Raw genomic sequence first — 23624 nt, forward strand, 5'->3', positions numbered from 1 at the left:
CGCGACGGTCGGCGCGTGCGCCGCCCCAACCCCGGTCGCGGCGGGACGCCCCGTCGCGTTTCGCGGCGCAGCGACGCGTGCTACAGGGGAAACTCGAACGGGGAGCGGATTTCCAGCGATGGTCGAGTGGCGGCGCGAGCGGCGACGGTGGGTGGCGATCCTCGCCGCCTATGCGCTCGTGCTGCAGGCGCTGCTCGCCGGCTTCGGCGCCGGCACGGCCGCGGCCGCTCCGGCACCTCTCCTCGACGCCTTCGGCGGCGTCATCTGCTCCTTCGACGGCGCCGGTCACGGCACGTCCGACCAGTCGCCAGCGCACCATCGCGACCTCGACTGCCTCGCCCACTGCGCACTGTCGCTCCACGCGGCGGTGCCGGCGGCCAGCGCGCCGGGCGTCCACGCTCCCCTCACCTGGCACTTCAGCGCTCCGGAGCGACCGCGATTCGCCGCCGCTCCCGGCGCGCCCGCCATCGGCCCGCTCGGGCCACGCGGCCCACCCGCCTGACCGTTCGTTGACGCTGCCTCCCGTTGCCGCGCGCATCGGGACCGGCATCCCCGAAGGTCCGGATCCCGTCCGAGCGGCAGAGGCCGCGGCGCGGGTCCCAGCGGAGCCAGCATCCCATGTCCATCACCCACCGCCCGGCGGGGGGCGCCCGCGTGGCGCGTCTCGCCTCTGTCTTCCATGACGTCGAGGCGAAGCTCGCCATGACCGCCCTCGCCGTCGCCCTCACGCTGGCCGCCCTGCAGCCGGTGTTCGCGCACGACACCACGTCGGCAAGCGCGGGCGCGGTGCATGTCGAACAGCCCTGGGCGCGGGCGACGCCGCCGGGGGCGAGGGTCGCCGGTGCGTTCGCCGTCATCGAGAACCACGGCTCGACGCCCGACCGGCTCGTCTCGGCCACCGCCGAGATCGCCGGCCGGGTCGAAATCCACGAGATGGCGGTGACCGACGGCGTCATGACGATGCGGCCGCTGCCGGACGGGCTTCCCGTACCGGCGGACGGCTCGGTCGAGCTGAAGCCGGGGTCCTATCACCTGATGCTGATGGACCTCGCCGGACCGCTGAAGGACGGCGAGCACATCGCCGGCACGTTCACCTTCGAGAAGGCGGGCACCGTGCCGGTGGAGTTCGTCGTCGCGCCGATCGGTGCCAAGGCGCCGATGGTTCACACACCCCAGTAAACCGCCGGCGGCCTCGCGCCGCCGACGCTGCTTTCGTCGTGAACGAACCGGCCGACGGCGATGCCCTCGGCCGAACCCTTGCGGCCGTCCGCCGGACGGCCGTCCTCCCCGCACGACGCCGTCCACCGGGCGGCAGAACTCCCACTCGCCGTCCGCTGGACGGACGGCTCGTCACGTCTGGAGAACCCCCATGTCGAAGACCCTGCTCGCCGCCGCCTTCCTGTTTGCCGGCACCGCCACAGCCTTCGCCCACGCCACCCTCGAGGTGCAGGAGGCCAAGGTCGGCTCGACCTACAAGGCCGTCATGCGCATCGGCCACGGCTGCGAGGGCGAGGCGACCCTGAAGGTCCGCGTCAAGATCCCCGAGGGCGTCATCGCCGTGAAGCCGATGCCGAAGGCCGGCTGGACGCTGGAGACGGTGAAGGCACCCTATGCCAAGACCTACGACTACTACGGCACGCCGCTGAGCGAGGGCGTCACCGAGATCGTCTGGACCGGCGAGCTCCTCGACGAGCACTATGACGAGTTCGTCTTCCGCGCGCGCCTCACCGACGGCCTGCCCGTCGACCAGGTCCTCTACTTCCCGACGGTGCAGGAATGCGCCACCAAGGCCGACCGCTGGATCGAGATCCCCGAGGCCGGCAAGAGCGCCGACGACTACGAGTCGCCGGCGCCCGGCGTTATGCTGAAGCCGAAGAGCTGAGCCACCGTCCCGCCCTCCGGGGAGGCGCCACGGCGCCTCCCCGCCCCCGTCCGATCTCGTGCCGGCCTGTCGAGGCTTCCCGCCAGCCACCGCTGACGGCGACCGGCGGCATCCCCTCGATGAAGTCCACGGATGACCATCCCGATGAAGCTCCGGTACGCATGACCACGGCCCGCATCCCGGCGGCCATGCTGGTGAGCCTGCTCCTCACCGTCATCCTGGCCGTGATCGGGCTCGCCCTGTCTCCCGCGCCGCCGGCCGCGGCGCACGCCGCGTTGTCGCGGAGCGAGCCCGCCGACGGCGGCATGGTCGCGACCGCGCCCGCGTCGGCGCGGCTGACCTTCAGCGAGCCGGTGGCGCCGCTGGTGCTGCGGCTGCTCGGCCCCGACGGGGCGACGCAGGAGCTCTCCGGCGCGAGCCTCGAAGGCGACACCCTCGTCGTGCCGCTGCCGCCGATGGCTGCCGAGGGCACCTATGTGCTGAGCTACCGTGTCGTCTCGCAGGACGGCCATCCCGTCGGCGGCTCGCTGGTCTACGCCGTCGGCGACGCACCGCCCGATCCTACCGCCGCCCAGCTGCGGCCCGCCGCCGACCCGGCCCGCGAGGCCGCCGTGTGGGCGAGCCGCGCGGCGCTGACGGCGGGAATCCTGTTCGGCGTCGGCGGCGCGCTGTTCCTCGCCTTCGCCGGCGGGCCGCCACTGCCGCCCGCCCGCCGTGTCGTCGGCGGCGCCCTTGGCCTCGCCGCCGTCGCCGCGCCGTTCGCGATCGCCCTGCAAGGGCTCGATGCGCTCGGCCTGCCCCTGTCGGCGCTCCCGCAGGGTGCGACGCTCGCCGCCGGCCTCGCCTCGCCCTACACGCTCACCGTCGCCGGCGCGGTGCTCGCGGCAGGCCTCGCCGCGGTGTCACTGGCGGCACCGTCGCTGGTGATGCGACGGCTCACCGGGCTGATCGCGCTCGCCGTGCTCGCCTTCGCGGTGTCGCTCAGCGGCCACGCCTCGACGGCACCACCGGAGGCGATCACCCACCGGGCGGTGTCGGTGCACGTCGCCGCGGCCGCCGTCTGGATCGGCGCGCTGGTGCCGCTGGCGCTGCTGCTCGCCGCCGGCGCGAGCGAGACGGCGACGCGGGCGCTCGCGAGCTTCTCCCGCATCGTCCCCTGGGCGGTGGTGGCCCTGGCGCTGACGGGCGGCTTCCTCGCTGCGGTGCAGGTGCGCACCCCCGCCGCCCTGTGGGAGACCGCCTACGGCCGCGTGCTCCTCGCCAAGCTCGCGCTGGTGGCGGCGATGCTGGCGCTCGCCGCCGTCAACCGCTGGCGGCTGACGAAGCCGGCGCTCGCCGGCGACGTGGCCGCGCGCCGCCGGCTGGTGCGGGTGATCGCGGTCGAGGCCGTGCTCGCCGTCGCCGTCGTCGGCACGCTGTCGCTCTGGCGCTTCACGCCGCCACCGCGGGCCCTCGCCGCCGCTGCCGCAGCGCCGGTCGAGGTGCACATCCACACCGACGCCGGCATGGCGACGCTGACGCTGACGCCGGGCCGGGCCGGGCCGCTCGCCGTCGAGATCGCGCTCGCCACCGCCGATTTCGGCGCGCTGCCGGCGAAGGAGGTGCGGGCGACGTTCGCCAACGAGGCCGCCGGCATCGAGCCGATCCGGCGGCCGGCCACCGAGGCGGACGGCGTCTGGCGGATCGATGGCCTGACGCTGCCGGTGGCGGGCGTCTGGACGGTGCGGCTCGACGTGCTCGTCAGCGACTTCGAGACGCTCCGCCTCGACGGCGCGGTGACGCTCGCCCCGTGAGGCGGGCGTGGCGTTCCTGGGCCAACGCCTGCCTCGAAGGGCGAGCGTCTCGATGGATCACGCCGCCGAACGGCTCCAGAGCGGAAACGGGTCGGGCAGTTCGCGCCAGCGGGTGGAATCGAACGCCTCGCCGTCTGCCGGCCCGACCAGGCACTCGTCGAGGGCGGCGCGGATCGCCCTTTCGTCCATGCCGCGGCCGATGAAGACGAGTTCCTGCCGGCGGTCGCCCCAGCCGGGCTGCCAGCGGCGATCGAGGAGGGCCCGCCACTCGGCGTCGTCCGGCCAGCGCTCCTGCGGCACCGCCACCCACCAGTAGCCCATGCCATTGGTGCGGCCGATGGCGCCGGCGATGCTCATGTCGCCGACCCACGACGGCCGCGTCGCCAGCCAGAACAAGCCCTTGGCGCGCACGAGGCCCGGCCACGTCCGCGCCAGGAACTGCTGGAAGCGGGCGGGATGAAACGGCCGGCGGGCGCGGTAGACGAAGCTCGCGATGCCGTACTCCTCGGTTTCCGGCGTGTGGGCGCCGGGCTCGTAGAGCTCCTTGAACCACATCGGGTGCTCGTGGGCGCGCTCGAAGTCGAACAGCCCGGTTTCGACTACCGCGGACAGCGGCACGCGGGCGAAGTCGGCCTCGAGGATCTTGGCGTCGCGATTCAGGGCGCGCACGACGCCGCGCACCATGTCGCGCTCGCTCGCGCCGACCAGCGAGACCTTGTTCAGGACGACGACGTCGGCGAACTCGATCTGCTCGACGAGGAGGTCGACGAGCGTGCGCGCGTCGCCCTCGCCGGCCGTCTCGCCACGATCGCGCAGGAAATCCTGGCTGGAATAGTCCTTCAGCAGGTTCGCCGCGTCGACCACCGTCACCATCGCGTCGAGGCGGGCGACGTCGGAGAGAGAGCGGCCCTCCTCGTCGCGGAACTCGAAGGTTGCGGCGATCGGCAGCGGCTCGGCGACGCCGGTGCCCTCGATGACGAGGGCGTCGAAGCGCCCTTCGGCGGCCAGCCGGCGCACCTCGGTGAGGAGGTCCTCGCGCAGCGTGCAGCAGATGCAGCCGTTGGTCATCTCGACGAGGCGCTCGTCGGTCCGCGACAGGTCGCCGGAGCCGTTGCGCACCAGTTCCGCGTCGATGTTGACCTCCGACATGTCGTTGACGATGACGGCGATCCGCCGCCCCTCGCGGTTGGCGAGGATGTGGTTGAGCAGCGTCGTCTTGCCGGCCCCGAGGAAGCCGGAGAGGACGGTCACGGGCAATCGGGCATCGGTCATGGCGGCTGGTCCCGGAGTGGAAAGGGGGTGCCCGCGACCGGGAGGGGACCGGTCGCGGGCTGCCGCTGCGGCAGGGGGATGCGGCGCAGCGGCGGGGGTCTGCGCTCAGCTGCCGGCGAGCGCCTTCGTCAGGGCGGCGGCGTTGAACTCGAACATCTTGACGTAGGTCGGCGCCGGGCCGTCGGGTCCGGACAACGCGTCGGAATAGAGCTCGCCGCCCACCACCGCGCCGGTCTCGCGCGCGATCTGCTCGACGAGGCGCGGGTCGGTGATGTTCTCGACGAACACCGCCGGGATCTTCTCCGCGCGGATCTGCTCGATGATCGCGGCGACGTCGCCGGCCGAGGCCTCGGCCTCGGTGCTGACGCCCTGCGGCGCGATGAATTCGATGCCGTAGGCGGCGCCGAAATAGCCGAAGGCATCGTGCGAGGTGACGACCTTGCGGCGCGCCTCGGGGATGGCGGCGATCTCGGCGCGGATGCGCTCGTCGAGGCTCTTCAGCGTCGCCGCATAGGCCTCGCCGGCGGCCTGGTACTCGGCGGCGTGGTCGGGATCTGCCTCGCCGAGGGCGCGGGCGATGTTGCCGACATAGACGATGCCGTTGCCGAGGTTCTGCCAGGCGTGCGGGTCGAACTCGCCATGGTCGTGGGCATCGGCGTGCTCGTGGGCGTGATCGTGCCCGGCCTCGGCGGGCTCGGCGGTGCCGTGAGCGTGGTCGTGATCCTCGTCCTCGCCGTCCCACTCGCGCGGGGTGATGCCGTCGGAGACGACGACCATCTTGCCCTTGAAGCCTGAGGCCTCGAGCAGGCGCGGCATCCAGCCCTCGAAGGCGAGGCCGTTGACGAAGACGATGTCGGCGCCGGCGACCGCCTTCACGTCGGCGGGCGTCGGCTCGTAGACGTGGGCGTCACCGTCGGGGCCGACGAGGGTGGTCAGCGCCACGTCGTTGCCGGCGACCTCGCGGACCATGTCGCCGAGGATCGAGAAGCTCGCGACGACCTTCAGATCCTCGTGGGCGAAGGCACCGTTCGGCATCGCGGCGCCGGCGAGGAGACCGAGGGTGGCGGCGGCCGCGAGGAAATGCCTGCGGGTCAGCATGGGAAAGGTCCTTCTAGGGGAGGAGCGCCGGGCGCGGGCGCAGCGCCGGGCGACGCAGGAGCCCGCCGTGCGGGCCGACGATGAGGGAGGCGACGTAGAGGAGCCCCGCCGACAGCACGATCGCCGGGGAGGCTGCGAGATGCGCGTGGTAGGAGGCGAGCAGCCCCGCCGCCGACGAGATTGCGCCGATGAGCACCGCCACGCCGATCTGGCCGGCGAGGGTCGGCGACCAGAAGCTCGCGGCCGCCGCCGGCAGCATCATCAGCCCGACCACCATGAGGGTGCCGAGCGCCTGGAAGCCGGCGACGAGGTTCAGGACGACGAGGGCGAGGAAGACGATGTGGGCGAGGCCGCCGCGGCCGCCGACCGAGGCCATGAAGCCGCGGTCGAAGCATTCGCCGACGAGCATCCGGTAGCCGAGCGCCAGGGCGAACAGGGTCGTCGAGGCGACGCCGGCGACGAGCAGGATCGCCGCGTCATCGAGGGCGAGCACCGAGCCGAAGAGGACGCGCAGGAGGTCGATGTTCGAGCCCTTCAGCGAGATGAGGAGCACGCCGAGGCCGAGCGAGACGAGATAGAAGGCAGCGAAGCTCGCGTCCTCGCGCAAGGGTGTCGTGCGGGAGACGAGGCCGGCGAGCAGCGCCACCGCCAGCCCGGCGACGAGGCCGCCGACCGTCATCGCAAAGAGGGAAAGACCGGCGACGAGGTAGCCGACGGCGGCGCCGGGCAGGATGGCGTGGGCCATCGCGTCGCCCATCAGGCTCATCCGCCGCTGGATCAGGAAGACGCCGAGCGGTGCCGAGCCGAGCGACAGCGCGAAGCAGCCGACGAGGGCCCGGCGCATGAAGCCGTAGCTCGCGAACGGACCGACGAGGGCGTCCATCACGGTCATGCCGCGCGGCCTCGCCATCGTGGCCAGCGGGCCGCGGCCGGTCGCGCCGCCGCCACCGCCCGCGGGCGCTCGGCAGCGATCCGCAACGCCGTATCGGTGTCGTCCCAGACGATGGGCCGGCCGGACAGCACCAGCGTGCGTGGCGCCACCGCCCGCACCAGCGCGAGGTCGTGCAGGGCGACGACGAGGGTGCGGCCTTCGGCGTGCCAGGTCCGCATCAGGGCGAGCAGGTCCTCGATGGTGCGGGCATCGACGCCGGTGAACGGCTCGTCGAGCAGCAGGATCGGCGCGTCCTGCAGGATCAGCCGGGCGAACAGCGCCCGCTGCAGCTGGCCCCCCGAGAGCGCACCGACCGGTCGCTGCTCGAGACCGGTGAGCCCGACGGCGGCGATTGCCGCGCCGATCGCCGCCTGGCTCTCGTGGCCCATGCGCCGGAACGGCCCCTTCCGCCGCCACAGCCCGAGGGCGACGACGTCGGCGACGGTGATCGGGAAACCGACGTCGATGTCGGCGCGCTGCGGCAGGTAGGCGATGTCGCGGCGAACCGCCCCCTCGACCGTGATCCGGCCGGCGGCCAGCGGCACGGCGCCGACGATCGCCTTGACGAGGCTCGACTTGCCGCCGCCGTTCGGGCCGACGAGGGCGGTGAAGCTGCCGGCCTCGAAGCGCCCGGTGACGCCCTCGACGGCGAAGCCCTGGCGATAGGCGACCCCGACGTCGTCGAGGAGGACGGAAGCGGGGGTCACCATGCCACCACTCCGAACCAGTCGAGCGCCCAGGCGACGGCGAGCCAGACGACGGCATTGAGACCGACGGCGAGGAGGAGCCGGCTCCAGACGGAGGAGGCGATCAGGGCGGAGGTGCTCATGGCGAGGATCCGGTCGACGGGGCCGGCCGGCGCCCGGCGGCGGGAAGCGCCGCTTGCTCGGCTGCTCATTCGGCGTGGATCCGCCCGGTCCACACCGGGGTGCGGCCCTCGCCGACGAAGCGCACTGCGCCGCTGTCGAGATCGACGACGTGGATGCCACCGGTGGCGACGCGGCGGTCGGACTGGAAGACCAGCATGGCGCCGTCCGGCGACCAGTCGGGCGACAGGTCCGAGGCCTTGCCGCGCGTCGCCCGCTTCAGGCGGTTCGAGGACGGCGTGAAGACGTAGAGGTCACCGCCCGCGGCGAAGGCGATCTGCCGGCCGTCCGGCGACCAGCGCGGCCCGTCGATGCTCGCCGGCGCCGCCGGGCCGAAGTCGTGGGGCTGCCTGCGGCCCTCGGCGAGGCGGGCGAGGCGGAACGGGAACAGCGACCCGACGCGGCGATTGGTCTGCAGCACGATGGTGCCGTTGATGGGCGACGGATCAGGCGCCACATCGAAGGAGCCGGCGCGGTCCGGCTTGGTCAGCTGCGTCTCGGTGCGGTCGTCGACGCGGACGCTCCAGAGGCCGAAGCCGGCGGTGAAGTCGCCGCGCTGGAAGACGATGGTCTTGCCGTCGGCCGTGAAGGCCGGCCGCTGGTCCTCGGCCGGGTTGCGGGTCAGCCGGCGCACCTTCAGCTTGTCCGGCCGGATGATGTAGATTTCCGGGTCCTCGTGCGGCGGCCGGCGGCTGTTGAAGGCGATCCAGCGCCCGTCCGGCGACCATGACGGCGCCCGGTCCGGCCCTGCGTTCTCGGTGACGCGGCGCTCGACACCGCTGGCGAGATCGCGGATGTAGATCTCGTCCTGGCCGCTGCGGTCGGAGACGAAGGCGAGGGTGCCGGAAAGGTCGTCCGCCGCCGCGGGACCCCCGACCGCCGCCAGAGCGACCGCCGCCGCCATCATCCGCACGCAAGGCCCCAGGCCTGCGAACCACCGAACCGACACCGAACTGACCACCACCGCCTCACTGATTGCAACGTTATAACATAACATCGCGTAGCAGGCGGAGGAGCGGGGCGCAAGATTGGCGGACGCGGTTCCGGGGGATGACTGCGGCCCTGCGTGCCGGTGTTTTCTGGCAGGGACCGGGGCCACTCCGCGCGCCGACGGGCGGGGATTCCGGCGGCATCTCACGGGTGGGCGATCAGTCGTCCCGCTCCCGCCCTGGTCGCAGTGCGACGATGCGCCGTTCTGCGGCCGGCGCATCGTGCTGGGTGGGGCGAGTCGATGATCACGACGGGCGGGGCGCTCCCGCCACGGCGAGAGAGCGCCCCGCCGATCTGAGCCGACGGCGCGGACCTTCAGGCGCGGGGCGTCGCCCGCGGGTCGTCAGGTTGCCGGCTTGGCCTCTTCGGCATGATCGTGGTCGCCCTCGTGGCCGTGCGGCTCCTCGATCTCGACCTCGACTTCGACCGTCCCGGCCTTGGCGAACTCCAGCACCATGTCGAAGTGCTGGCCTCCCTCGAGAGGACGCTGAACGTTGTCGAGCACGAGGGTGATGCCGCCGCGCTGGAAGGTCAGCGTCTGGCCGGCGGCGATCTCCACCGCCGGGATCTCGCGCACCGACAGCGCGCCATCGGCGCCAAGCACCGGCGCCTCGAACTTGCCGGCGTCGGAGAACGTCGTCTTCACGCCGACGAGGCGGTCGGCTTCGGTGCCGGTGTTGCGGATGGTCAGGTAGACCGGCACCGCGTCGGCGGTCTTGCCCACTTCCTCGGTCCACAGGTGGCTCACCTGCAGCGCCCCGGCGGAGAAGATCTCGCCGTCGTGGTGGGCGAGGGCGGGCACGGCAAACAGCAAAGCGGCGAGCGCCGCCGACTTCAGGACACGCATGGTCACTCCTTGCGGGGGCACTCCCGCCCCCTTTCGGGTTGCACGTGCGTGACGGCAGGTCTCCTGGCTCGCGGGTCATCGCCCTCGGTGTCCAGCCTTCCCGGGCCTTGCGGCCCAGTGGCTCTGGACGGGCTCACCGCTGACAGTTGCGGGAACAGCGCCGGACTCTCACCGGCTTCCCTCTTGGCCCCGAATCCGGGGACCGCCACGCCCCCAGAGCCTACAACCGCTCGCCTGGTGGCGACAATGCCAGGCACTTTTGCCTGCTCTGACATAAAAACGGCCGGCGGGTCGCCCCGCCGGCCGTCGGTCTCGAAGCTCGTGAGAAAGGGAGGGGCGGCTCCCGCCGGTCCCCTCCCCGCCCCCGCAAATCAGGCGCTGCGCAGATCAGGCGCTGCGATAGAGCTTGGTCATCACGAACTCGCGGTGGCCGAGGGCCTCCGCGGCGGTGAGGCGGCCATTCGCCGTGCGGATGACCATGTCGATCAGCTTGTCGCCGGCCGCCTCGATCGTCAGTTCCCGGCGCAGGATGCCGGAGACGTCGACGTCCATGTGCTCGGGCATCGTGCGGATCGTGCGCGGGTTGCCGGTGATCTTCACCACCGGCACGATCGGGTTGCCGATGACGTTGCCCTGGCCGGTCGGGAAGGTGTGGACGACGTAGCCCGCGGCGCCCATCAGGGTCACGCATTCGGCAGCCGCCGACGACGTGTCCATGAAATAGAGGCCCGGGCCCTTCGCCGGCTCTTCCGCCGGGCCGAGGGCGTCGAGATAGGTGCAGGTGCGGCCGATCTTCTCGAGGTTGCCGAGCGCCTTCTCCTCGATGGTGGTCAGGCCACCCTCGATGTTGCCCTTGGTCGGCTGCGAGTCCGACAGGTCATCGGTCTTATGGGCCTCGATGACGTCGTCCTGGTAGGACTTCCACATCTTGTACCACTTCTCCGCGATCTCGGGCGACGCCGCCCGCTTCTTGCAGAGATGCTCGGCACCGGTGATCTCGGAGGTCTCGCCGAAGACGCCGTAGATGCCGTGCGGGATCAGCTTGTCGTACATGTTGCCGACCGTCGGGCACGAGGCGAGGCCGGTCGTCGTGTCGGACTCGCCGCACTTCGTCGACACCCACAGGTCGGCGATCGGGCACTCCTCGCGCTGCAGCTCGGACGCCCACTGCACGTATTCCTTCGCGCGGTAGGAGGCCGAGGCGATGGTGGCGATGTCGCCGTGCTGCTCGATCCAGAAGCCCGACACCGGCTTGCCGGTCTTGGCGATGCCCTCGACGACGCGGTTCGTCCAGTTCGGCTCGATGCCGATGACGATGACGGCGGCGACGTTCGGGTTCGAGCCGGTGCCGATGAGGGTGCGGAAGTGCAGATCGAGGTCGGCGCCGAACTGCAGACGCCCGTAGGCGTGCGGCAGGGCCATCGTCCCCTTGATGTTGTTGGCCACCGCCTCGCAGGCGGCGTTCGACAGGTCGTCGAGGGGGAGCAGGATCACGTGGTTGCGGACGCCGACGCGCCCGTTCTCGCGGCGCCAGCCCTGGAACGTCAGATTGCCGTAGTCGGCCATGGCCGTTCTCCTCACCAGCGCTTGGTCTTGAGATTGTGGGTGTGGACGTGACCGCCCTTGGCGACATCCGCGACGATCTTGCCGACGTCCTCGCCGTACTTCACCGCCGTATCGCCGGCGACGAGGTCCTTCAGCGCCACCTTGTGGCCGATCGGGATGTCGGCGTTGACGGTCATCGTGAAGGAGGTGTCGTTCTCGGTGATGACGCAGAAGGCTTCCGTGCCGGCCTTCAGGCCCTCGACCACCACCACGCCGACATTGTCGTGCGGGCCGTGGACGAGAAGTTGGGGAATGCTCATGGTCCGTTCGCTCCCGGATGTGCGGGCCGGCCGGTCGTAACGACGGGCTCGACGTAAAGGTCTTATATAAGATACATGACGCGTGTCCACTGCTAACGGTGGGGCGTGCTCCGCTTCGTCGCGGGGCGACACGGAGGTCGAGGTCGGGCATGGCGGACGGGCGGGACGGCGGCGGCGCGGGGACGGCGGGGAGCATCGGCTTCCGCCCGCTCTACCAGCAGATCCGCGACGTGCTGGTGCAGCGCATCGCCGACGGCCGCCTGCAGCCGGGCGAGATGCTGCCGAGCGAGATGCAGCTCGCCTCCGAGCTCGGCGTCAGCCAGGGCACCGTCCGCAAGGCGCTCGACGCGATGACGGCGGAGCGCCTCCTGGTGCGCCGCCAGGGCCGCGGCACCTTCGTCGCCGAGCACGACGAGACGCGCATCCTCTTCCAGTTCTTCAAGCTGGTGCCGGACGACGGCGCCCGCTCCTTCCCCGACAGCGAGGTGCTGTCGGTGGTGTCCGCCATGGCCGAGCCCGCGGAGCGCGAGCGCCTGGCGCTCGAAGAGAGCGCGACGGTGGTGCGCATCCGCCGCCTGCGCCGGCTCGCCGGGGTGCCGGTGATCGTCGAGGACGTGGTCGTGCCGGAGGCGATGGTCGAGGGCCTCGCGGCGATGGAGCCGCCTAACAACCTCTACGGCCTCTATGCCGGCCGCTTCGGCGTCACCATCGGCCGCGCCCAGGAGCGGCTGAAGGCGGTGGCGCTGACGGCGGAGGATGCCGCGCTGCTCGGCGTGGCGACGGGCACGCCGGCGCTGGAGATCGACCGCCTCGCCATCGCCCTCGACGACCGCCGCGCCGAATGGCGCCTGTCGCGCTGCCTGACGGAGCACGTGCACTATCTGAGCGATCTGCGGTGAGGGTTGGTCTGCGGGGGTGAGGGCCCTTGGGGAAAGCGACGGCGGTGAGAGGCGTTGGGGAGGCTGCCCGACCCCACAAGCCAGCCCCATGCTCGTCGCGGAAGCGGCCAAAACCACAAGCCAACCCCCAACCTCGTCATGGCCCGGCTTGACCGGGCCATCCATCCACCCGGAGACGGCGGAGGTCTGCGCTCGCGATGGATCGCCCGGTCAAGCCGGGCGATGACGGAGTGAAAGGTTGGAGGGCGTGTTCTCGCCGCCGCCTGCCGGCGGCGTCACCCCGCCCCGGCGACCTGCGGTCGCCGACCCGCCCCCTCAAGGGGCAGGTGGTTGGTAGTGCCAAACCGAGAGGGATTGCTCCGCCCCTCACCGCCCGTAGTAGAGCGTCACCGTGTGCTTCGCCTCGGCGAAGAACAGCCAGCGCTCGACGAGCATGCCGGCGAGTTGCACGACGGCCGCCACCAACGCCGCCACCATCGCCGCGGGACCCCCGACAAGCGCCGCCAGCGCGAAGAGAACCAGCGGCAACGCGAAGGCGAGGGCTTGCGCGATGCGGCGGAGCTTCAGCGCGTGCTTGCGGGCGATGCGGTAGCCCATCTCCTTGAGGATGTAGTTCTCTTCCGTGTGCGGCCACTCGAGCGACCGGACGGTGCCGCCCTTCAGGCCGGTGGCGCTGTTGAGGGTCGAGACGCCCGGATGGTCGGCGTTGCGGTGCCAGACCGCGCGCTTCAGGAGCCAGCCGGCCAGCGCCAGCGCGGCGGCGGCGGCAGCGAGCCCGCGCACGTCGAGGCCGAAAACGGCGAGGACCGCCGTCAAGAGCCCCGCCCCGGTCATCACCGAGAACAAGAGGTAAGCCGGCAGCGTCAGCGGCGAGTGCCAGGCGGCGATCGGCTTCAGCGAGGCGTAGATCATCGCCGTCGTGCAGACGGTGGCGACCGACAGCACGGCGGTCGCGAGCCCCGCGGCGGCGAAGGCGCCGTCGGTGCGGCCGAGGAAGACCCAGCCGGCGGCGAGCGCCACCGCCGCGAAGATGGTGGCGACGGCCGCCACGCCCTCGCGCGACAGCCAGGACGAGCGCCACTGCGAGAACGCCCGCCACGCCCGCTCCGGCCGGCCGAGGTGGGCGGTGGACGACAAGAGACCGCCGCAGGCGAGCGCGAGCCCGAGCCCCATGGCGACGAAGCCGAGGAGCCGGTCGGCCGGGATCAGGCCGAGCGCCGCCCCGGCGGAGACGAGCGCCAGCAGGCCGAAGCCGGCGCCGGAGCAGACCGTGAAGGCGATGACGGAGAAGGCGGGATGCATGGCTCGTCTCGTCAGCGCGACAGGATGCGGTCGACCCAGCCGAGCAGGCCGCCGACGCCGTCGGTCGCCGTCAGCGCCGGCGCCGGCGCGGCCGCCTTGCGTGTCCGCGGCGGCAGGTACTTGTTGGTCGGGCGGTAGCCGAGCTCGGGCATCAGGTCGACGCCGCCGCGCTCGGCGACGAGCTGCGACACCGGCGAGGCGGGGTCGCCGAGGTCGCCGAAGTGGCGGGCGCCGGTCGGGCACGAGGCGACGCAGGCGGGCACGCGGTCGGCCTCGGGCAGGTTCTCGTTGTAGATGCGGTCGACGCAGAGCGTGCACTTCTTCATCACGCCAACGTCGGTGTCGAACTCGCGGGCGCCGTAGGGGCACGCCCAGCTGCAGAGCTTGCAGCCGATGCACTTGTCCTCGTCGACCAGCACGATGCCGTCCGAGGCGCGCTTGTAGGAGGCGCCGGTCGGGCAGACGGTGACGCAGGCCGGTGTCTCGCAGTGCAGGCACGAGCGCGGGAAGTGCACGGTCTCGCCGCAGCCGTCGGCCTTGGTGTGCTCGTAGGAGTGGACGCGGTTGAACCACACCCCGTCCGGCGCCTCGCCATAGGGGTCGTAGTCGGTGAGCGGCGCCATGTGGCCGCCGGTGTTCCATTCCTTGCACGCCGTCACGCATGCCTGGCAGCCGACGCAGGTGTCGAGGTCGATGACGAGGCCGAGGCGGACGTCGCTGGTCGGCTGCGGGAGGCAGGTCATCGCGCGCCCTCCTCGCGCTCGCGTTCGCGCCGGAAGCCCTCGCCGAAGTGCGAGCAGTCGGTGACGGGCGGCATGTTCGGCGGACACGGCAGCTTTTCGAACTGCGGCTCGGCACACTCGGAGCCCGAGGTGCAGCGGATCAGCCGGACCTTGAGGTCGAACCACGCCGCCTGCCCCGTCACCGGGTCGGAGTTCGAGTAGCGGCGGCCCTTCGCGTCGGGCGGCGTCAGCTCGGAGATCGCGTGGTTGAGCAGGAAGCCGCGCTCGCCCTCCGGCGCGCCGTCCTTCAGCCGCCAGGCGCCCTTGCGCTTGCCGATGGCGTTCCACGTCCACACCGTGTTCGGGTTGACGCCGTCGACGAGCTTCACCTGGCCGCGGACGCGGCCGTGGCGGCTCTCGATCCACACCCAGTCGTCGTCGGAGATGCCGAGGCCGGTGGCGGTGCCGCGGTGGACGAACAGCCGGTTCTGGTTGGTGATCTGCCTCAGCCAGGCGTTCTGCGATCCCCACGAATGGTACATGTGCATCGGCCGCTGGGTGATGGCGTGCAGCGGATAGTCGGCGTCGCCCTCGGCCGCCTCCTCGAACGGCACGTACCAGATCGGCAGCGGGTCGAAGTGCGCCTCGATGCGGGCGCGCTCGCCCTCCGGCGGCTGCACCGCCCCGTGGCCGCGGGCGGCGAGGCGGAACTTCTGCAGCACCTCGGAATAGAGCTGGAAGACGATCGGCTCCGCCTTGGCGATGAAGCCCATCTGCACGGCGGTCTCGAGATAGTCGCGGTTCGCCATCTTGTAGTAGCGCTGGTTCGGCTCGAAGTCGTGGTGCCAGAAGCCGCCGTGCTCGATGTAGCGGTCGAGCTGCTCGGGGTTCGGCGCGCCGCGGCCGTGCTTGCTGCCGTCCTCGCCGCGCCAGCCGGCGAGCGGGCCGATGCCGGGCGCGCGCTCGTGGTGGACGATGTAGTCGGCATAGTCGCGGTAGCGCGGGCTGCCGTCCTCTTTCACCAGCCCCGGCAGGCCGATGCGAGCGCCGAGGTCGATCAGCACCGTCTGGAACGGCCGGACGTCGCGATCGGGCTCAACCACCGGCCAGCGGATGGCGTCGCCCGGGCCGTCGGCATGGCTGATCGGCCGGTCGAGCAGGCTGATGCAGTCGTGGCGCTCGAGATAGGTGGTGTCGGGCAGCACCAGGTCGGCATACGACACCGTCTCCGACGCATAGGCGTCGGCGTAGATGATGAAGGGGATCTTGTAGCCGCCGTCCTCGTCCTTCGCCGTCAGCATGGCCATCGTACCGGCCGTGTTCATCGACGAGTTCCAGGCCATGTTGGCCATGTAGAGGAACAGTGTGTCGATGCGGTACGGGTCGCCCTTGGCGGCGTTGGCGATCACCATGTGCATCAGCCCGTGGGCGGCGATCGGTGCCTCCCACGAATAGGCCTTGTCGATGCGCACCGGGCCGCCGTCGGCGTCCACCAGCAGGTCCTCCGGCCCGGTGACGAAGCCGAGCGGCATGCCGGCAAGCGGCGTGTTCGGCTTGCCGCCGTCCTTGCCGGCGGGCTTCGGGCCAGGAGGCGCGGGCTTCGGGAACGGCGGCTTGAAGCGGAAGCCGCCGGGCACATCGACGGTGCCGAGCAGCACCTGCAGGAGGTGGATCGCCCGGCAGGTGTGGAAGCCGTTCGAATGGGCGGAGATGCCGCGCATGGCGTGCATCGCGACGGGCCGCCCGCGCATCGTCTCGTGGCGGCGGCCGGCCCAGTCGGTCCACGGGATCGGGAGTTCGAAGGACTGCTCGAAGGCAGCCTCGGCGAGCTCGGCGGCGATGCGGCGGATGGTGTCGGCCGGCAGGCCGCAGCGTTCGGCGACCGCATCCGGCGCATAGGACGGGTCGAGATAGCGCTCGGCGAGGAGCTGGAACACCGGCACGCACCGCCGGCCCTCGACGGTGAAGTCGCCGACCAAGGCGGGGTGGATGTCCGGGGACATCGCGTCGACGGGGCGCTTCTCGACGCTGTCGAAGGCGAGGAGCTTGCCCTCAGTGTCGCGCAGGAACAGGCCGTCGTCGGCCGCACCGGGATCCCGGATGACGAGCACGTGGGCGTTGGTGAACTTCGCGAGATAGTCGAGGTCGACGCGGCCGGCCTTCAGGAGCTCGTGGATCAGCGCCATGACGAACAGGCCGTCGGTGCCCGGCCGGATGCCGATCCACTCGTCGGCCACCGCGTTGTAGCCGGTGCGGCAGGGATTGACCGAGACGACCTTGGCGCCGCGCGCCTTCAGGCGGCCGATGCCGATCTTGATCGGGTTGGAATCGTGGTCCTCGGCGACGCCGAACATCAGGAAGTAGCGGGCGCGCTCCCAGTCCGGCTCGCCGAACTCCCAGAACGCGCCGCCGATGGTGTAGAGCCCGGCCGCCGCCATGTTGACCGAACAGAAGCCGCCGTGCGCCGCGAAGTTCGGCGTGCCGAACTGCGAGGCCCACCAGCCGGTGAGCGACTGCGACTGGTCGCGGCCGGTGAAGAAGGCGAGCTTCTTCGGGTCGGTGGCGCGGATGTGCTTGAGGCGGTCGGCGGCGATGGTCAGCGCCTCCTCCCACTCGATCTCCTTGAACTCGCCCTTGCCGCGCTCGCCGACGCGCAGCAGCGGCTTCCTCAGCCGCGACGGGCTGTAGTGCTGCATGATGCCGGCGCTGCCCTTGCCGCAGAGCACGCCGCGGTTGACCGGGTGGTCGCGGTTGCCGGCGATGTAGCGGACGACGCCGTCCTTGATGTGCACGTCGATGCCGCAGCGGCAGGCGCACATGTAGCAGGTGGTCTTGCGCACCTCGTCGGAGACCGTCGGCGACGTCTCGACGCCGTCGCCCTCGTTCGGCGCGCGATTGTCGGCGAGCGGGCGCTGCGACGGCAGCGAGTTGGCGCCGCGCGGCGCATGCTGCCCGGGAACGGGCCGTGTCGGGGCGTTCATGAGAAGGCCGTCACCGCGGTCGGAGGAAGGGGAGCGCCGGCGTCGGCGCTCACGCGCGCTCCGCCCCGCCGGACTTCGCGCGGCACTTCGGGCCGGGGCCGCGCATGTAGTGGCGCTCGGGCCGGTAGCGCTCCGCCTGCGGACGCCCGATCAGCGCGGCGAGCGCGCGCACGATGGCGTCGGTGAGGTGGCGGGCGGGGCTGAGCAACTGGCCGGTGCGCGGCATGGGTCGACGATCCTTCGGTCGGCCCGCACTATGCCTACCGTAATACCATCCATCAAATCGATTGTTCTTCTGATTTTGAAAGGCTCAGTCTATGAATTGGCGATGACCCTCGAGCAGCTCCGCATCTTCGTCGCCGTCGCCGAGCGCCGCCACGTGACGCGCGCCGCCGCCGATCTCGGCCTGACGCAGCCGGCCGCCTCGGCGGCGATCGCGGCGCTGGAGAGCCGCTATGGCGTCCAGCTGTTCGACCGCGTCGGCCGCGGCATCGAGCTGACCGAGGCGGGACGGCGCTTCCTCCACGAGGCCCACGCCGTGCTCGACCGGGCGGCGGCGGCGCGCGCCTCGCTGGAGGACCTCTCGGGCCTGTCGACCGGCTCGCTCTCGGTGGCGGCGAGCCAGACGATCGCCAACTACTGGCTGCCGCGCCGCCTCACCCGCTTCCACGACGCCCATCCCGGCGTTCGGCTGGACGTGTCGATCGGCAACACGCGCCAGGTGGAACAGGCGGTGGTGGCGGGCGAGGCGGACCTCGGCCTCGTCGAGGGGCCGACAGAGCATGGCGGGCTCGTCCGTCGCCACATCGGCGAGGACCGGCTCGTCTTCGTCGTCGCCGCCGGCCGCCCCGCCCCGCCGCAGGTGGCGCCGGGCCGGCCCGACGTGCGGGCGGTGTCGTGGGTGGTGCGCGAGGCGGGATCCGGCACGCGCGTCGTTCTGGAGGAGTTGGCCCGCCTCGAAGGCCTGCGCTTCGACGACCTGCGCGTCGACCTCGTGCTGCCGAGCAACGAGGCCGTGCGCGAGGCGGTGGAGAGCGGCACCGGCGCGACGCTGATCTCCGAGCACGTCGTCGCGACTGCCGTGGCGGCCGGGCGGCTGACGGCGGTGGAGGTCGACCTGCCGCCGCGCGAGTTCGCCCTCGTCTACCACCGCGACCGGGTCGGCTCGGTGGCGCAGCGGGCGCTGATCGCCCTGCTCGAGCCCGCCGGCTGAACCTTTCAGGCCGCGGCGCCAACGCAAGGCTCAGGCCGTGATCTAGGCTCTATGATCGGCCGCAGGCGAGGCGGCCCTCGGCTGTGCCATCGCCGTGGAGGTCGTCGTGAAGCAGTCCCGGTTCCGTGCCCCGTCCGTCGCCGCATCCGCGGCCCTCGCCTTCCTCGGCCTCGCCGCTCCGGCGGCACCCGCCCGCGCCGACGAGCCAGTGGTGACGGTCGCCGGCGGCATCTCCTACCAGGCGATCGGCCGCTGGGACGCCGACCGGCTGAACCAGATTCTGACGAAGGACACGCCCGCCTTCGCCGGCATCACCGAGACCTACACGCCGGCGACCAACGCCGTGTTGCTCTACCGCGTCACCTTTCCCTCGGTGATCCCGGAGCAGGGCAACCGGCCGATCGTCACGACGGGACTGATCGCGGTGCCGGAGGGGACGGCGGCCAGCCTGCCGCTCGTCTCCTACCAGCACGGCACGGTCTACCTGAACGAGGAGGTGCCCTCCTATCCGGAGCAGTCGCCGGAGACGCAGCTGATGATCGCCCAGTTCGCCGGCCAGGGTTACCTCCTGATCGGCGCCGACTATTTCGGCCTCGGCGGCTCCAGCGAGCCCGAGGGCTACATGGTCAAGGCGAGCCAGCAGCAGGCGACGAGCGACATGCTGGTCGCCGGCCGCGCCGTGATGTCGGCGATGGGGCTCTCCGACACCGGCCTCCACCTCGCCGGCTGGTCGCAGGGCGGCTTCGTCACCATGGCGATGCTGGAAAAGCTCGAACGCGACGGCGTGGCGGTGAAGGCCGCCGCCACCGCCAGCGCGCCGCTCGACGTCTTCGCGGCGCTGAACGGCTTCCTCAACTTCCCCCGGCCGAACGACGCCGTCTGGGTCAACAGCCTGTTCATCCTCTCGGCCTTCGCCTTCGAGAACTACTATGCGGTGCCGGGCCTCGCCCGCTCGCTGTTCACCGAGGAGACCTACGACACCCTCGCGAAGGCCTACCGGCGCGAGCCGATCGACGTCGCGACGATCCCGACCGATCTCCACAAGCTCATCCGGCCGGAGTACTTCGACCCGCAGTTCTTCGCCGCCTCCGCCTATGGCCGGCTGATCGCCGCCACCTCGGCCTATCGCTGGGTCATCCGGACGCCCGTGCGCAACTACTACGGCGAGGCGGACGAGGCGATAACGGTCGGCGTCGCGCGCATGGCGGCGACCTATCAGGCGGCGATCGGCACCGGCAATCCGACGGTGGAGGCGGTCTCGACCGGCGACACCACCCACCGCGGCACCTTCGCCCGCGCCGTGCCGCTGTGGAAGGCGTGGTTCGACGGTCTCTGAAGCCGCTGCCGCGGGGCGACCCTCACGCCGCCGGCATCGCCCTCGCCGCCGCATACGGCTCGCCGCCGCCCCAGCCGTTGAGGGTGGCGCCGACCAGGCCGAGGTGATGGCGCATCGCCTGTTCGGCGCGCGCGCCGTCCCGCTCGGCGATCGCCTCGAGGATCTCGGCATGCTGAGCCGCCAGCGCGATGAGGCGCGCCTCGGAGAACGTGCTCTCGCGCAGCCGTGACCAGCGGGTGTCGCGCCGCACTGCGTTCACCGCATCGAACATCGCCAGGAAAAGCTTGTTGCCGGCCGCCTCGGCGATGCGGCGGTGGAAGGCACTGTCCCAGGTCTCGTAGTCGGCGGCCGTGCGGGCGTCGGCCGCCTTCGCCGCGGCGCGCCTCAGCGTCTCGACCTGCGCCCCGGTGGCGCGCAGCGCGCAGAAGCGGGCGAGCACCGGCTCGAGCTCGAAACGCACCTCCATCAGGTCGAGCGGGCTCGTGTGCTCCGACAGCGGCGACAGCCTTCGGGCGCGCGGCAGCGGCGGCACGCCGACGAAGGTGCCCTGTCCCTGCCGGCGCCAGAGCAGGCCCTCCGCCTCCAGCCGGTCGAGGGCGCGGCGCACCGTGCGGCGGCCGACGCCGAGTTCGGCGGCGAGCATCCGCTCCGGCGCGAGGCGGCCCTGATCGGTCTGGCCGTTGCCGATCCGCCGCCGGATGGCGTCGACGATGTGGTCGAACAACGGTTCGTCGGCGCTCTTCATCTCGGCGGCTCGCTCGATCTTCGGAAGGATCGCCCGGGGGCGTTCGTGGGTGTCTCCGCGAAGCACCCCGCCCGGGCTCGGGCGAAGGGCGGAGCGAAACAGACGCGATCTGTACCAATGGCGACCCAAGCCTTCAATTGGTACTCGACCCAACCGCGGCCATGCCACAGTCGCAGGCTCGATACACCGTAATGCAATCGATTGCGTCACGCTAGTCTGTATGCATAATGCCACTTCTCCATGCACGGAGAGCCGGGAAACGATCCAATTGTCTTATTGGTTCGCCATGTGCGCTGCTCGAACAGGCCGCCAGGAGGCCGCTCCGCAGACCCGCGGGATGGAAAGGCGGGGGGTTTCGAGGAGGCAACACACGAAGAACGCAGTCGAGATGGCGCCACGCACCGTCCCGTCGTGTTCTGCCATCGCCCGCCGGCGCACAGCTCACCGGCGACAATCCCTGCGGGGAGTGCTACCGTAATACGACCGCCGGCGCGGGGCGCCGGCCCTGTCACCTGGCACACGAACACCGACCCGCCAGCCGGGTCCGCCGGCCTTCGATCCCTCGCCACCGGCCCGCAGAAACGGGGTCGGACCGAGCCGCCAAGAGGAAACCCCTGATGACCGTCATGCCCCGGACCGACATACCCGTCGCCCGCAATTTCAAGCTGCTCTCCCACCACGAGCTCGACGGCTTCGGCGGCATCGGCGAGGGCATGTCCATCTCGCTGACGAAGGATGGCCGCCGCATCCTCTGGCTCGCCCACGAGAGCGCGCCGAAGAACTTCACCGGCGTCGACGTCACCGACCCGAAGAACCCGAAGATGGTGGTGCAGACCGCCCTGCCGCAGCCCTACATGCGCTCCAACTCGCTCGAGGTCTGCGGCGACATCCTCGCCGTCGCCTACCAGTGCAAGGAGAAGGGCCAGACGCCGGCCGGCATGGAGCTCTTCGACATCTCGGTGCCGGAGACCCCACGCTCGATCGCCTTCTTCGACGCCTCGGGCCCGACCTCGCGCGGCGTCCACCAGCTGTGGTTCTGCGACGGCGAGTACGTCCACATGGCCGCCGGCGCCGCCGACTTCGAGAGCCACTACAAGGGCGACGACCAGTTCTACCGCATCATCGATGTGCGCAATCCCTCGAAGCCCGAGGAGGTCGGCCGCTGGTGGATGCCCGGCACCCGCGTCGGTGACAGCGTGCCGCCGCCGGAGCGCCTGCCCGGCAAGCACGCCGGTTGCCGCGCCCACAACACCAACGTCTACCCGGACCGCCCCGACCGCGCCTATGTCTGCTACGTCGACGGCGGCATGTTCATCCTCGACATCTCCGACAAGGCGAACCCGAAGCCGGTCGGCCACTGGGCGAACTCGCCGCCCTATCACGGCTTCATGCACACGGCGATGCCGCTGTTCGACCGTGGCCTGATGATCGTCACCGACGAATCGACGTCGGACGCCGCCGCCGACTGGCCGAAGCTGATCTGGGTGCTCGACATCCGCGACGAGAGCCGGCCGGTGCCGATCTCGACCCTGCCGCTGCCGCCGGTCGAGGCCTTCGCCAACCGTGGCGGCCGCTATGGCTCGCACAACATCCACGAGAACACGCCGCACCCGACGTCGTGGAAGTCCGACAAGATCGTGCTCGGCACCTTCTACAGCGCCGGCGTGCGCGCCTTCGACATCTCCAACCCCTACCAGCCGCAGGAAGTCGGCTACTACATCCCGGAAACGCCGGCGGGCTCGCCGAAGGGCGCGATCCAGCTCAACGACGTCTTCGTCGACGAGCGCGGCATCGTCTACACCGTCGACCGCTTCGTCGGGGGGCTCTATGTCCTCGAGATGGACTTCTGAGGCCCTCACCGACCGGCTGTTCCCGTCCGCCCGGCCAGCACCGTTCGGGCGGGCGCAGAAGCGCCCGCGCGGTGCCCGCACGCCCGTCATCGTCGTCACCGGCTTCCTCGGGGCCGGCAAGACGACGCTGGTGAAGCGCTTCCTCGCCTCCCCCGAGGGGGCGGGGACGGCGGTCATCGTCAATGAGTTCGGCGAGATCGGCATCGACGACGCGCTCCTGCGCGGCGCCACCGACAAGACCGTCCTGCTCGGCAACGGCTGCCTCTGCTGCGCCTCCCGCAGCGATCTCGAGACGGCGCTGCAGGAACTCCTCGCCGACGCCCGCCTCGGACGCGTGCCCTCGATGGCGCGCGTCTTGATCGAGACTAGTGGCCTCGCCGACCCGCTGCCGATCCTGCAGACTTTCGTGTCGGACCGCGGCATCGGCCGCGAGATGGCGGTCGACCTCGTCGTCGCGGTCGTCGATGCGATCGGCGGCGCGGCGATGCTGGCGAGCGCACCGGAGGCGCGCCGCCAGGTGGCCGTTGCCGACCGGGTGGTGATCTCGAAGCGCGACCTCGCCGACACGGACGCCGAAAACGCGGTGCGGGCGGCGATCGCCGCCATCAACCCGCAGGCCGAGATCGTCGTCGCGCAGGGCGGCGAGATCCCCGCCTCGGCCTGGGCCGCCTCGGAGCTGCCGCGCTCCGACTTCGTCGCCAGCGGCGCCCTGCACTCCGAGGGCGTGTCGAGCTTCGTGCTGCCGTTTCCGCAGCCCCTCGCCTGGCCGGCCTTCGCCCAGGCGATCGACGCGCTGGTGGCGCTGCGCGGCGAGGACATCCTGCGCATGAAGGGGCTGATCGCGGTCGACGGTCTGGCGGGCCCGCTGGTCGTCCAGGTCGTGCGCCACCTCGTGCATCCGCCGGTGGAACTCGTCGAGTGGCCGGACGGCGACCGTGCTGGCCGGCTCGTCGTGATCGGCCGCGGCCTCGATCGTGACCGCGTCGCGGCGGTGTTCGACGCGCTGCTGGCGCTTTGAACGCAAACGGCCGC

The 23624-nt window shown here is 71.5% G+C and carries 23 protein-coding genes and 1 riboswitch; of the genes, 9 read left to right on the plus strand and 14 right to left on the minus strand.

Annotated features, from left to right (window positions below; all coding sequences use genetic code 11):
- Nucleotides 1–118 precede the first annotated feature (118 nt).
- From RUR49_RS13940 to RUR49_RS13955, 4 genes are all read left to right on the plus strand, one after another.
- Nucleotides 119–502: a DUF2946 family protein gene (locus RUR49_RS13940; protein ID WP_409146980.1), complete on the plus strand. Its 384-nt coding sequence runs from the start codon at nt 119–121 to the stop codon at nt 500–502.
- A 116-nt stretch (nt 503–618) separates the two neighbouring features.
- Entirely contained in the window at nt 619–1179 is a 561-nt protein-coding gene (locus RUR49_RS13945; RefSeq protein WP_409146981.1) for a copper chaperone PCu(A)C, read from the plus strand.
- Nucleotides 1180–1369: 190 nt separating this feature from the next.
- Nucleotides 1370–1882 (plus strand): YcnI family protein, encoded by a 513-nt coding sequence (locus RUR49_RS13950; protein WP_409146982.1) that lies wholly within the window; start codon nt 1370–1372, stop codon nt 1880–1882.
- 161 nt (nt 1883–2043) lie between these two features.
- A complete protein-coding gene (locus RUR49_RS13955; protein ID WP_409146983.1) occupies nt 2044–3675 on the plus strand; it encodes a CopD family protein in 1632 nt (543 codons plus the stop codon).
- 57 nt (nt 3676–3732) lie between these two features.
- Here the strand turns inward: RUR49_RS13955 and zigA are convergent, their stop codons facing one another.
- The 9 genes from zigA to RUR49_RS14000 all read right to left on the minus strand — a co-directional run bounded on the left by zigA (nt 3733) and on the right by RUR49_RS14000 (nt 11544).
- Complete coding sequence (zigA, locus tag RUR49_RS13960; protein WP_409146984.1) at nt 3733–4947, minus strand: zinc metallochaperone GTPase ZigA; 1215 nt, start codon at nt 4945–4947, stop codon at nt 3733–3735.
- Between the two features lie 105 nt (nt 4948–5052).
- Complete coding sequence (locus tag RUR49_RS13965) at nt 5053–6045, minus strand: metal ABC transporter substrate-binding protein (RefSeq protein ID WP_409146985.1); 993 nt, start codon at nt 6043–6045, stop codon at nt 5053–5055.
- Nucleotides 6046–6058: 13 nt separating this feature from the next.
- Nucleotides 6059–6937 carry a metal ABC transporter permease gene (locus tag RUR49_RS13970; RefSeq protein ID WP_409146986.1) on the minus strand — a complete coding sequence of 293 codons (879 nt, stop codon included), beginning with the start codon at nt 6935–6937 and terminating at the stop codon, nt 6059–6061.
- Nucleotides 6934–7686: a metal ABC transporter ATP-binding protein gene (locus RUR49_RS13975; protein WP_409146987.1), complete on the minus strand. Its 753-nt coding sequence runs from the start codon at nt 7684–7686 to the stop codon at nt 6934–6936. Before RUR49_RS13975 ends, RUR49_RS13970 begins: the two co-directional genes overlap by 4 nt.
- Nucleotides 7680–7805: a hypothetical protein gene (locus RUR49_RS13980; protein WP_409146988.1), complete on the minus strand. Its 126-nt coding sequence runs from the start codon at nt 7803–7805 to the stop codon at nt 7680–7682. The genes RUR49_RS13975 and RUR49_RS13980 overlap by 7 nt, the downstream gene beginning before the upstream one ends.
- A 65-nt stretch (nt 7806–7870) precedes the next feature.
- Nucleotides 7871–8755: a hypothetical protein gene (locus tag RUR49_RS13985; protein WP_409146989.1), complete on the minus strand. Its 885-nt coding sequence runs from the start codon at nt 8753–8755 to the stop codon at nt 7871–7873.
- A gap of 420 nt (nt 8756–9175) precedes the next feature.
- Nucleotides 9176–9679, minus strand: coding sequence for a copper chaperone PCu(A)C (locus RUR49_RS13990; protein ID WP_409146990.1), 504 nt, complete (start codon nt 9677–9679; stop codon nt 9176–9178).
- Nucleotides 9680–9714: 35 nt separating this feature from the next.
- A riboswitch (cobalamin riboswitch) is annotated at nt 9715–9901 on the minus strand.
- 165 nt (nt 9902–10066) lie between these two features.
- Entirely contained in the window at nt 10067–11245 is a 1179-nt protein-coding gene (locus RUR49_RS13995; RefSeq protein WP_409146991.1) for a UxaA family hydrolase, read from the minus strand.
- A gap of 11 nt (nt 11246–11256) precedes the next feature.
- Complete coding sequence (locus RUR49_RS14000; RefSeq protein WP_409146992.1) at nt 11257–11544, minus strand: UxaA family hydrolase; 288 nt, start codon at nt 11542–11544, stop codon at nt 11257–11259.
- Nucleotides 11545–11693: 149 nt separating this feature from the next.
- Here RUR49_RS14000 and RUR49_RS14005 point away from each other — a divergent pair, with 149 nt between their 5' ends.
- Nucleotides 11694–12443, plus strand: a complete 750-nt coding sequence (locus tag RUR49_RS14005) for a GntR family transcriptional regulator (RefSeq protein WP_409146993.1) — start codon at nt 11694–11696, stop codon at nt 12441–12443.
- Nucleotides 12444–12809: 366 nt separating this feature from the next.
- Here the strand turns inward: RUR49_RS14005 and RUR49_RS14010 are convergent, their stop codons facing one another.
- From RUR49_RS14010 to RUR49_RS14025, 4 genes are read right to left on the minus strand one after another with little or no spacing between them, the layout of a single operon-like run.
- Nucleotides 12810–13745 carry a dimethyl sulfoxide reductase anchor subunit family protein gene (locus tag RUR49_RS14010; protein ID WP_409146994.1) on the minus strand — a complete coding sequence of 312 codons (936 nt, stop codon included), beginning with the start codon at nt 13743–13745 and terminating at the stop codon, nt 12810–12812.
- Between the two features lie 11 nt (nt 13746–13756).
- Nucleotides 13757–14488, minus strand: coding sequence for a 4Fe-4S dicluster domain-containing protein (locus tag RUR49_RS14015; protein WP_409146995.1), 732 nt, complete (start codon nt 14486–14488; stop codon nt 13757–13759).
- Nucleotides 14485–17448: a molybdopterin oxidoreductase family protein gene (locus RUR49_RS14020; RefSeq protein WP_409146996.1), complete on the minus strand. Its 2964-nt coding sequence runs from the start codon at nt 17446–17448 to the stop codon at nt 14485–14487. Before RUR49_RS14020 ends, RUR49_RS14015 begins: the two co-directional genes overlap by 4 nt.
- A 49-nt stretch (nt 17449–17497) precedes the next feature.
- Entirely contained in the window at nt 17498–17674 is a 177-nt protein-coding gene (locus tag RUR49_RS14025; RefSeq protein ID WP_409146997.1) for a hypothetical protein, read from the minus strand.
- A 102-nt stretch (nt 17675–17776) separates the two neighbouring features.
- Between RUR49_RS14025 and RUR49_RS14030 the strand changes: the two genes are divergently transcribed.
- Together RUR49_RS14030 and RUR49_RS14035 are read left to right on the plus strand one after the other, a co-directional pair.
- Nucleotides 17777–18661, plus strand: coding sequence for a LysR substrate-binding domain-containing protein (locus RUR49_RS14030; RefSeq protein WP_409146998.1), 885 nt, complete (start codon nt 17777–17779; stop codon nt 18659–18661).
- A 106-nt stretch (nt 18662–18767) separates the two neighbouring features.
- Nucleotides 18768–19997 carry an alpha/beta hydrolase family protein gene (locus RUR49_RS14035; protein WP_409146999.1) on the plus strand — a complete coding sequence of 410 codons (1230 nt, stop codon included), beginning with the start codon at nt 18768–18770 and terminating at the stop codon, nt 19995–19997.
- A gap of 22 nt (nt 19998–20019) precedes the next feature.
- On the opposite strand, the gene RUR49_RS14040 is transcribed toward RUR49_RS14035, so the two are convergent.
- Nucleotides 20020–20742, minus strand: coding sequence for a FadR/GntR family transcriptional regulator (locus RUR49_RS14040; protein ID WP_409147000.1), 723 nt, complete (start codon nt 20740–20742; stop codon nt 20020–20022).
- Between the two features lie 617 nt (nt 20743–21359).
- On the opposite strand from RUR49_RS14040, the gene RUR49_RS14045 reads away from it, so the two are divergent.
- Together RUR49_RS14045 and RUR49_RS14050 are read left to right on the plus strand one after the other, a co-directional pair.
- Entirely contained in the window at nt 21360–22592 is a 1233-nt protein-coding gene (locus RUR49_RS14045; protein ID WP_409147001.1) for an LVIVD repeat-containing protein, read from the plus strand.
- Nucleotides 22570–23610, plus strand: a complete 1041-nt coding sequence (locus RUR49_RS14050) for a CobW family GTP-binding protein (protein WP_409147002.1) — start codon at nt 22570–22572, stop codon at nt 23608–23610. The genes RUR49_RS14045 and RUR49_RS14050 overlap by 23 nt, the downstream gene beginning before the upstream one ends.
- Nucleotides 23611–23624: the final 14 nt, after the last annotated feature.

It is taken from the genome of Pseudoxanthobacter sp. M-2, from assembly GCF_046156265.1.
Taxonomy (GTDB): domain Bacteria; phylum Pseudomonadota; class Alphaproteobacteria; order Rhizobiales; family Segnochrobactraceae; genus CAMDHY01.

Bases quoted from the DNA above. Each gene is read 5' to 3' on its own strand.
- RUR49_RS14000 (WP_409146992.1), bottom strand. From the start codon at position 11,544: ATGAGCATTCCCCAACTTCTCGTCCACGGCCCGCACGACAATGTCGGC.
- RUR49_RS13975 (WP_409146987.1), bottom strand. From the start codon at position 7,686: ATGGTGACCCCCGCTTCCGTCCTCCTCGACGACGTCGGGGTCGCCTAT.
- zigA (WP_409146984.1), bottom strand. From the start codon at position 4,947: ATGACCGATGCCCGATTGCCCGTGACCGTCCTCTCCGGCTTCCTCGGG.
- RUR49_RS14020 (WP_409146996.1), bottom strand. From the start codon at position 17,448: ATGAACGCCCCGACACGGCCCGTTCCCGGGCAGCATGCGCCGCGCGGC.
- RUR49_RS14050 (WP_409147002.1), top strand. From the start codon at position 22,570: ATGTCCTCGAGATGGACTTCTGAGGCCCTCACCGACCGGCTGTTCCCG.
- RUR49_RS14040 (WP_409147000.1), bottom strand. From the start codon at position 20,742: ATGAAGAGCGCCGACGAACCGTTGTTCGACCACATCGTCGACGCCATC.
- RUR49_RS13950 (WP_409146982.1), top strand. From the start codon at position 1,370: ATGTCGAAGACCCTGCTCGCCGCCGCCTTCCTGTTTGCCGGCACCGCC.
- RUR49_RS13945 (WP_409146981.1), top strand. From the start codon at position 619: ATGTCCATCACCCACCGCCCGGCGGGGGGCGCCCGCGTGGCGCGTCTC.
- RUR49_RS13995 (WP_409146991.1), bottom strand. From the start codon at position 11,245: ATGGCCGACTACGGCAATCTGACGTTCCAGGGCTGGCGCCGCGAGAAC.
- RUR49_RS13980 (WP_409146988.1), bottom strand. From the start codon at position 7,805: ATGAGCACCTCCGCCCTGATCGCCTCCTCCGTCTGGAGCCGGCTCCTC.
- RUR49_RS14025 (WP_409146997.1), bottom strand. From the start codon at position 17,674: ATGCCGCGCACCGGCCAGTTGCTCAGCCCCGCCCGCCACCTCACCGAC.
- RUR49_RS14015 (WP_409146995.1), bottom strand. From the start codon at position 14,488: ATGACCTGCCTCCCGCAGCCGACCAGCGACGTCCGCCTCGGCCTCGTC.
- RUR49_RS14045 (WP_409147001.1), top strand. From the start codon at position 21,360: ATGACCGTCATGCCCCGGACCGACATACCCGTCGCCCGCAATTTCAAG.
- RUR49_RS14010 (WP_409146994.1), bottom strand. From the start codon at position 13,745: ATGCATCCCGCCTTCTCCGTCATCGCCTTCACGGTCTGCTCCGGCGCC.
- RUR49_RS13965 (WP_409146985.1), bottom strand. From the start codon at position 6,045: ATGCTGACCCGCAGGCATTTCCTCGCGGCCGCCGCCACCCTCGGTCTC.
- RUR49_RS13955 (WP_409146983.1), top strand. From the start codon at position 2,044: ATGACCACGGCCCGCATCCCGGCGGCCATGCTGGTGAGCCTGCTCCTC.
- RUR49_RS13990 (WP_409146990.1), bottom strand. From the start codon at position 9,679: ATGCGTGTCCTGAAGTCGGCGGCGCTCGCCGCTTTGCTGTTTGCCGTG.
- RUR49_RS13940 (WP_409146980.1), top strand. From the start codon at position 119: ATGGTCGAGTGGCGGCGCGAGCGGCGACGGTGGGTGGCGATCCTCGCC.
- RUR49_RS14030 (WP_409146998.1), top strand. From the start codon at position 17,777: ATGACCCTCGAGCAGCTCCGCATCTTCGTCGCCGTCGCCGAGCGCCGC.
- RUR49_RS13970 (WP_409146986.1), bottom strand. From the start codon at position 6,937: ATGACCGTGATGGACGCCCTCGTCGGTCCGTTCGCGAGCTACGGCTTC.
- RUR49_RS14005 (WP_409146993.1), top strand. From the start codon at position 11,694: ATGGCGGACGGGCGGGACGGCGGCGGCGCGGGGACGGCGGGGAGCATC.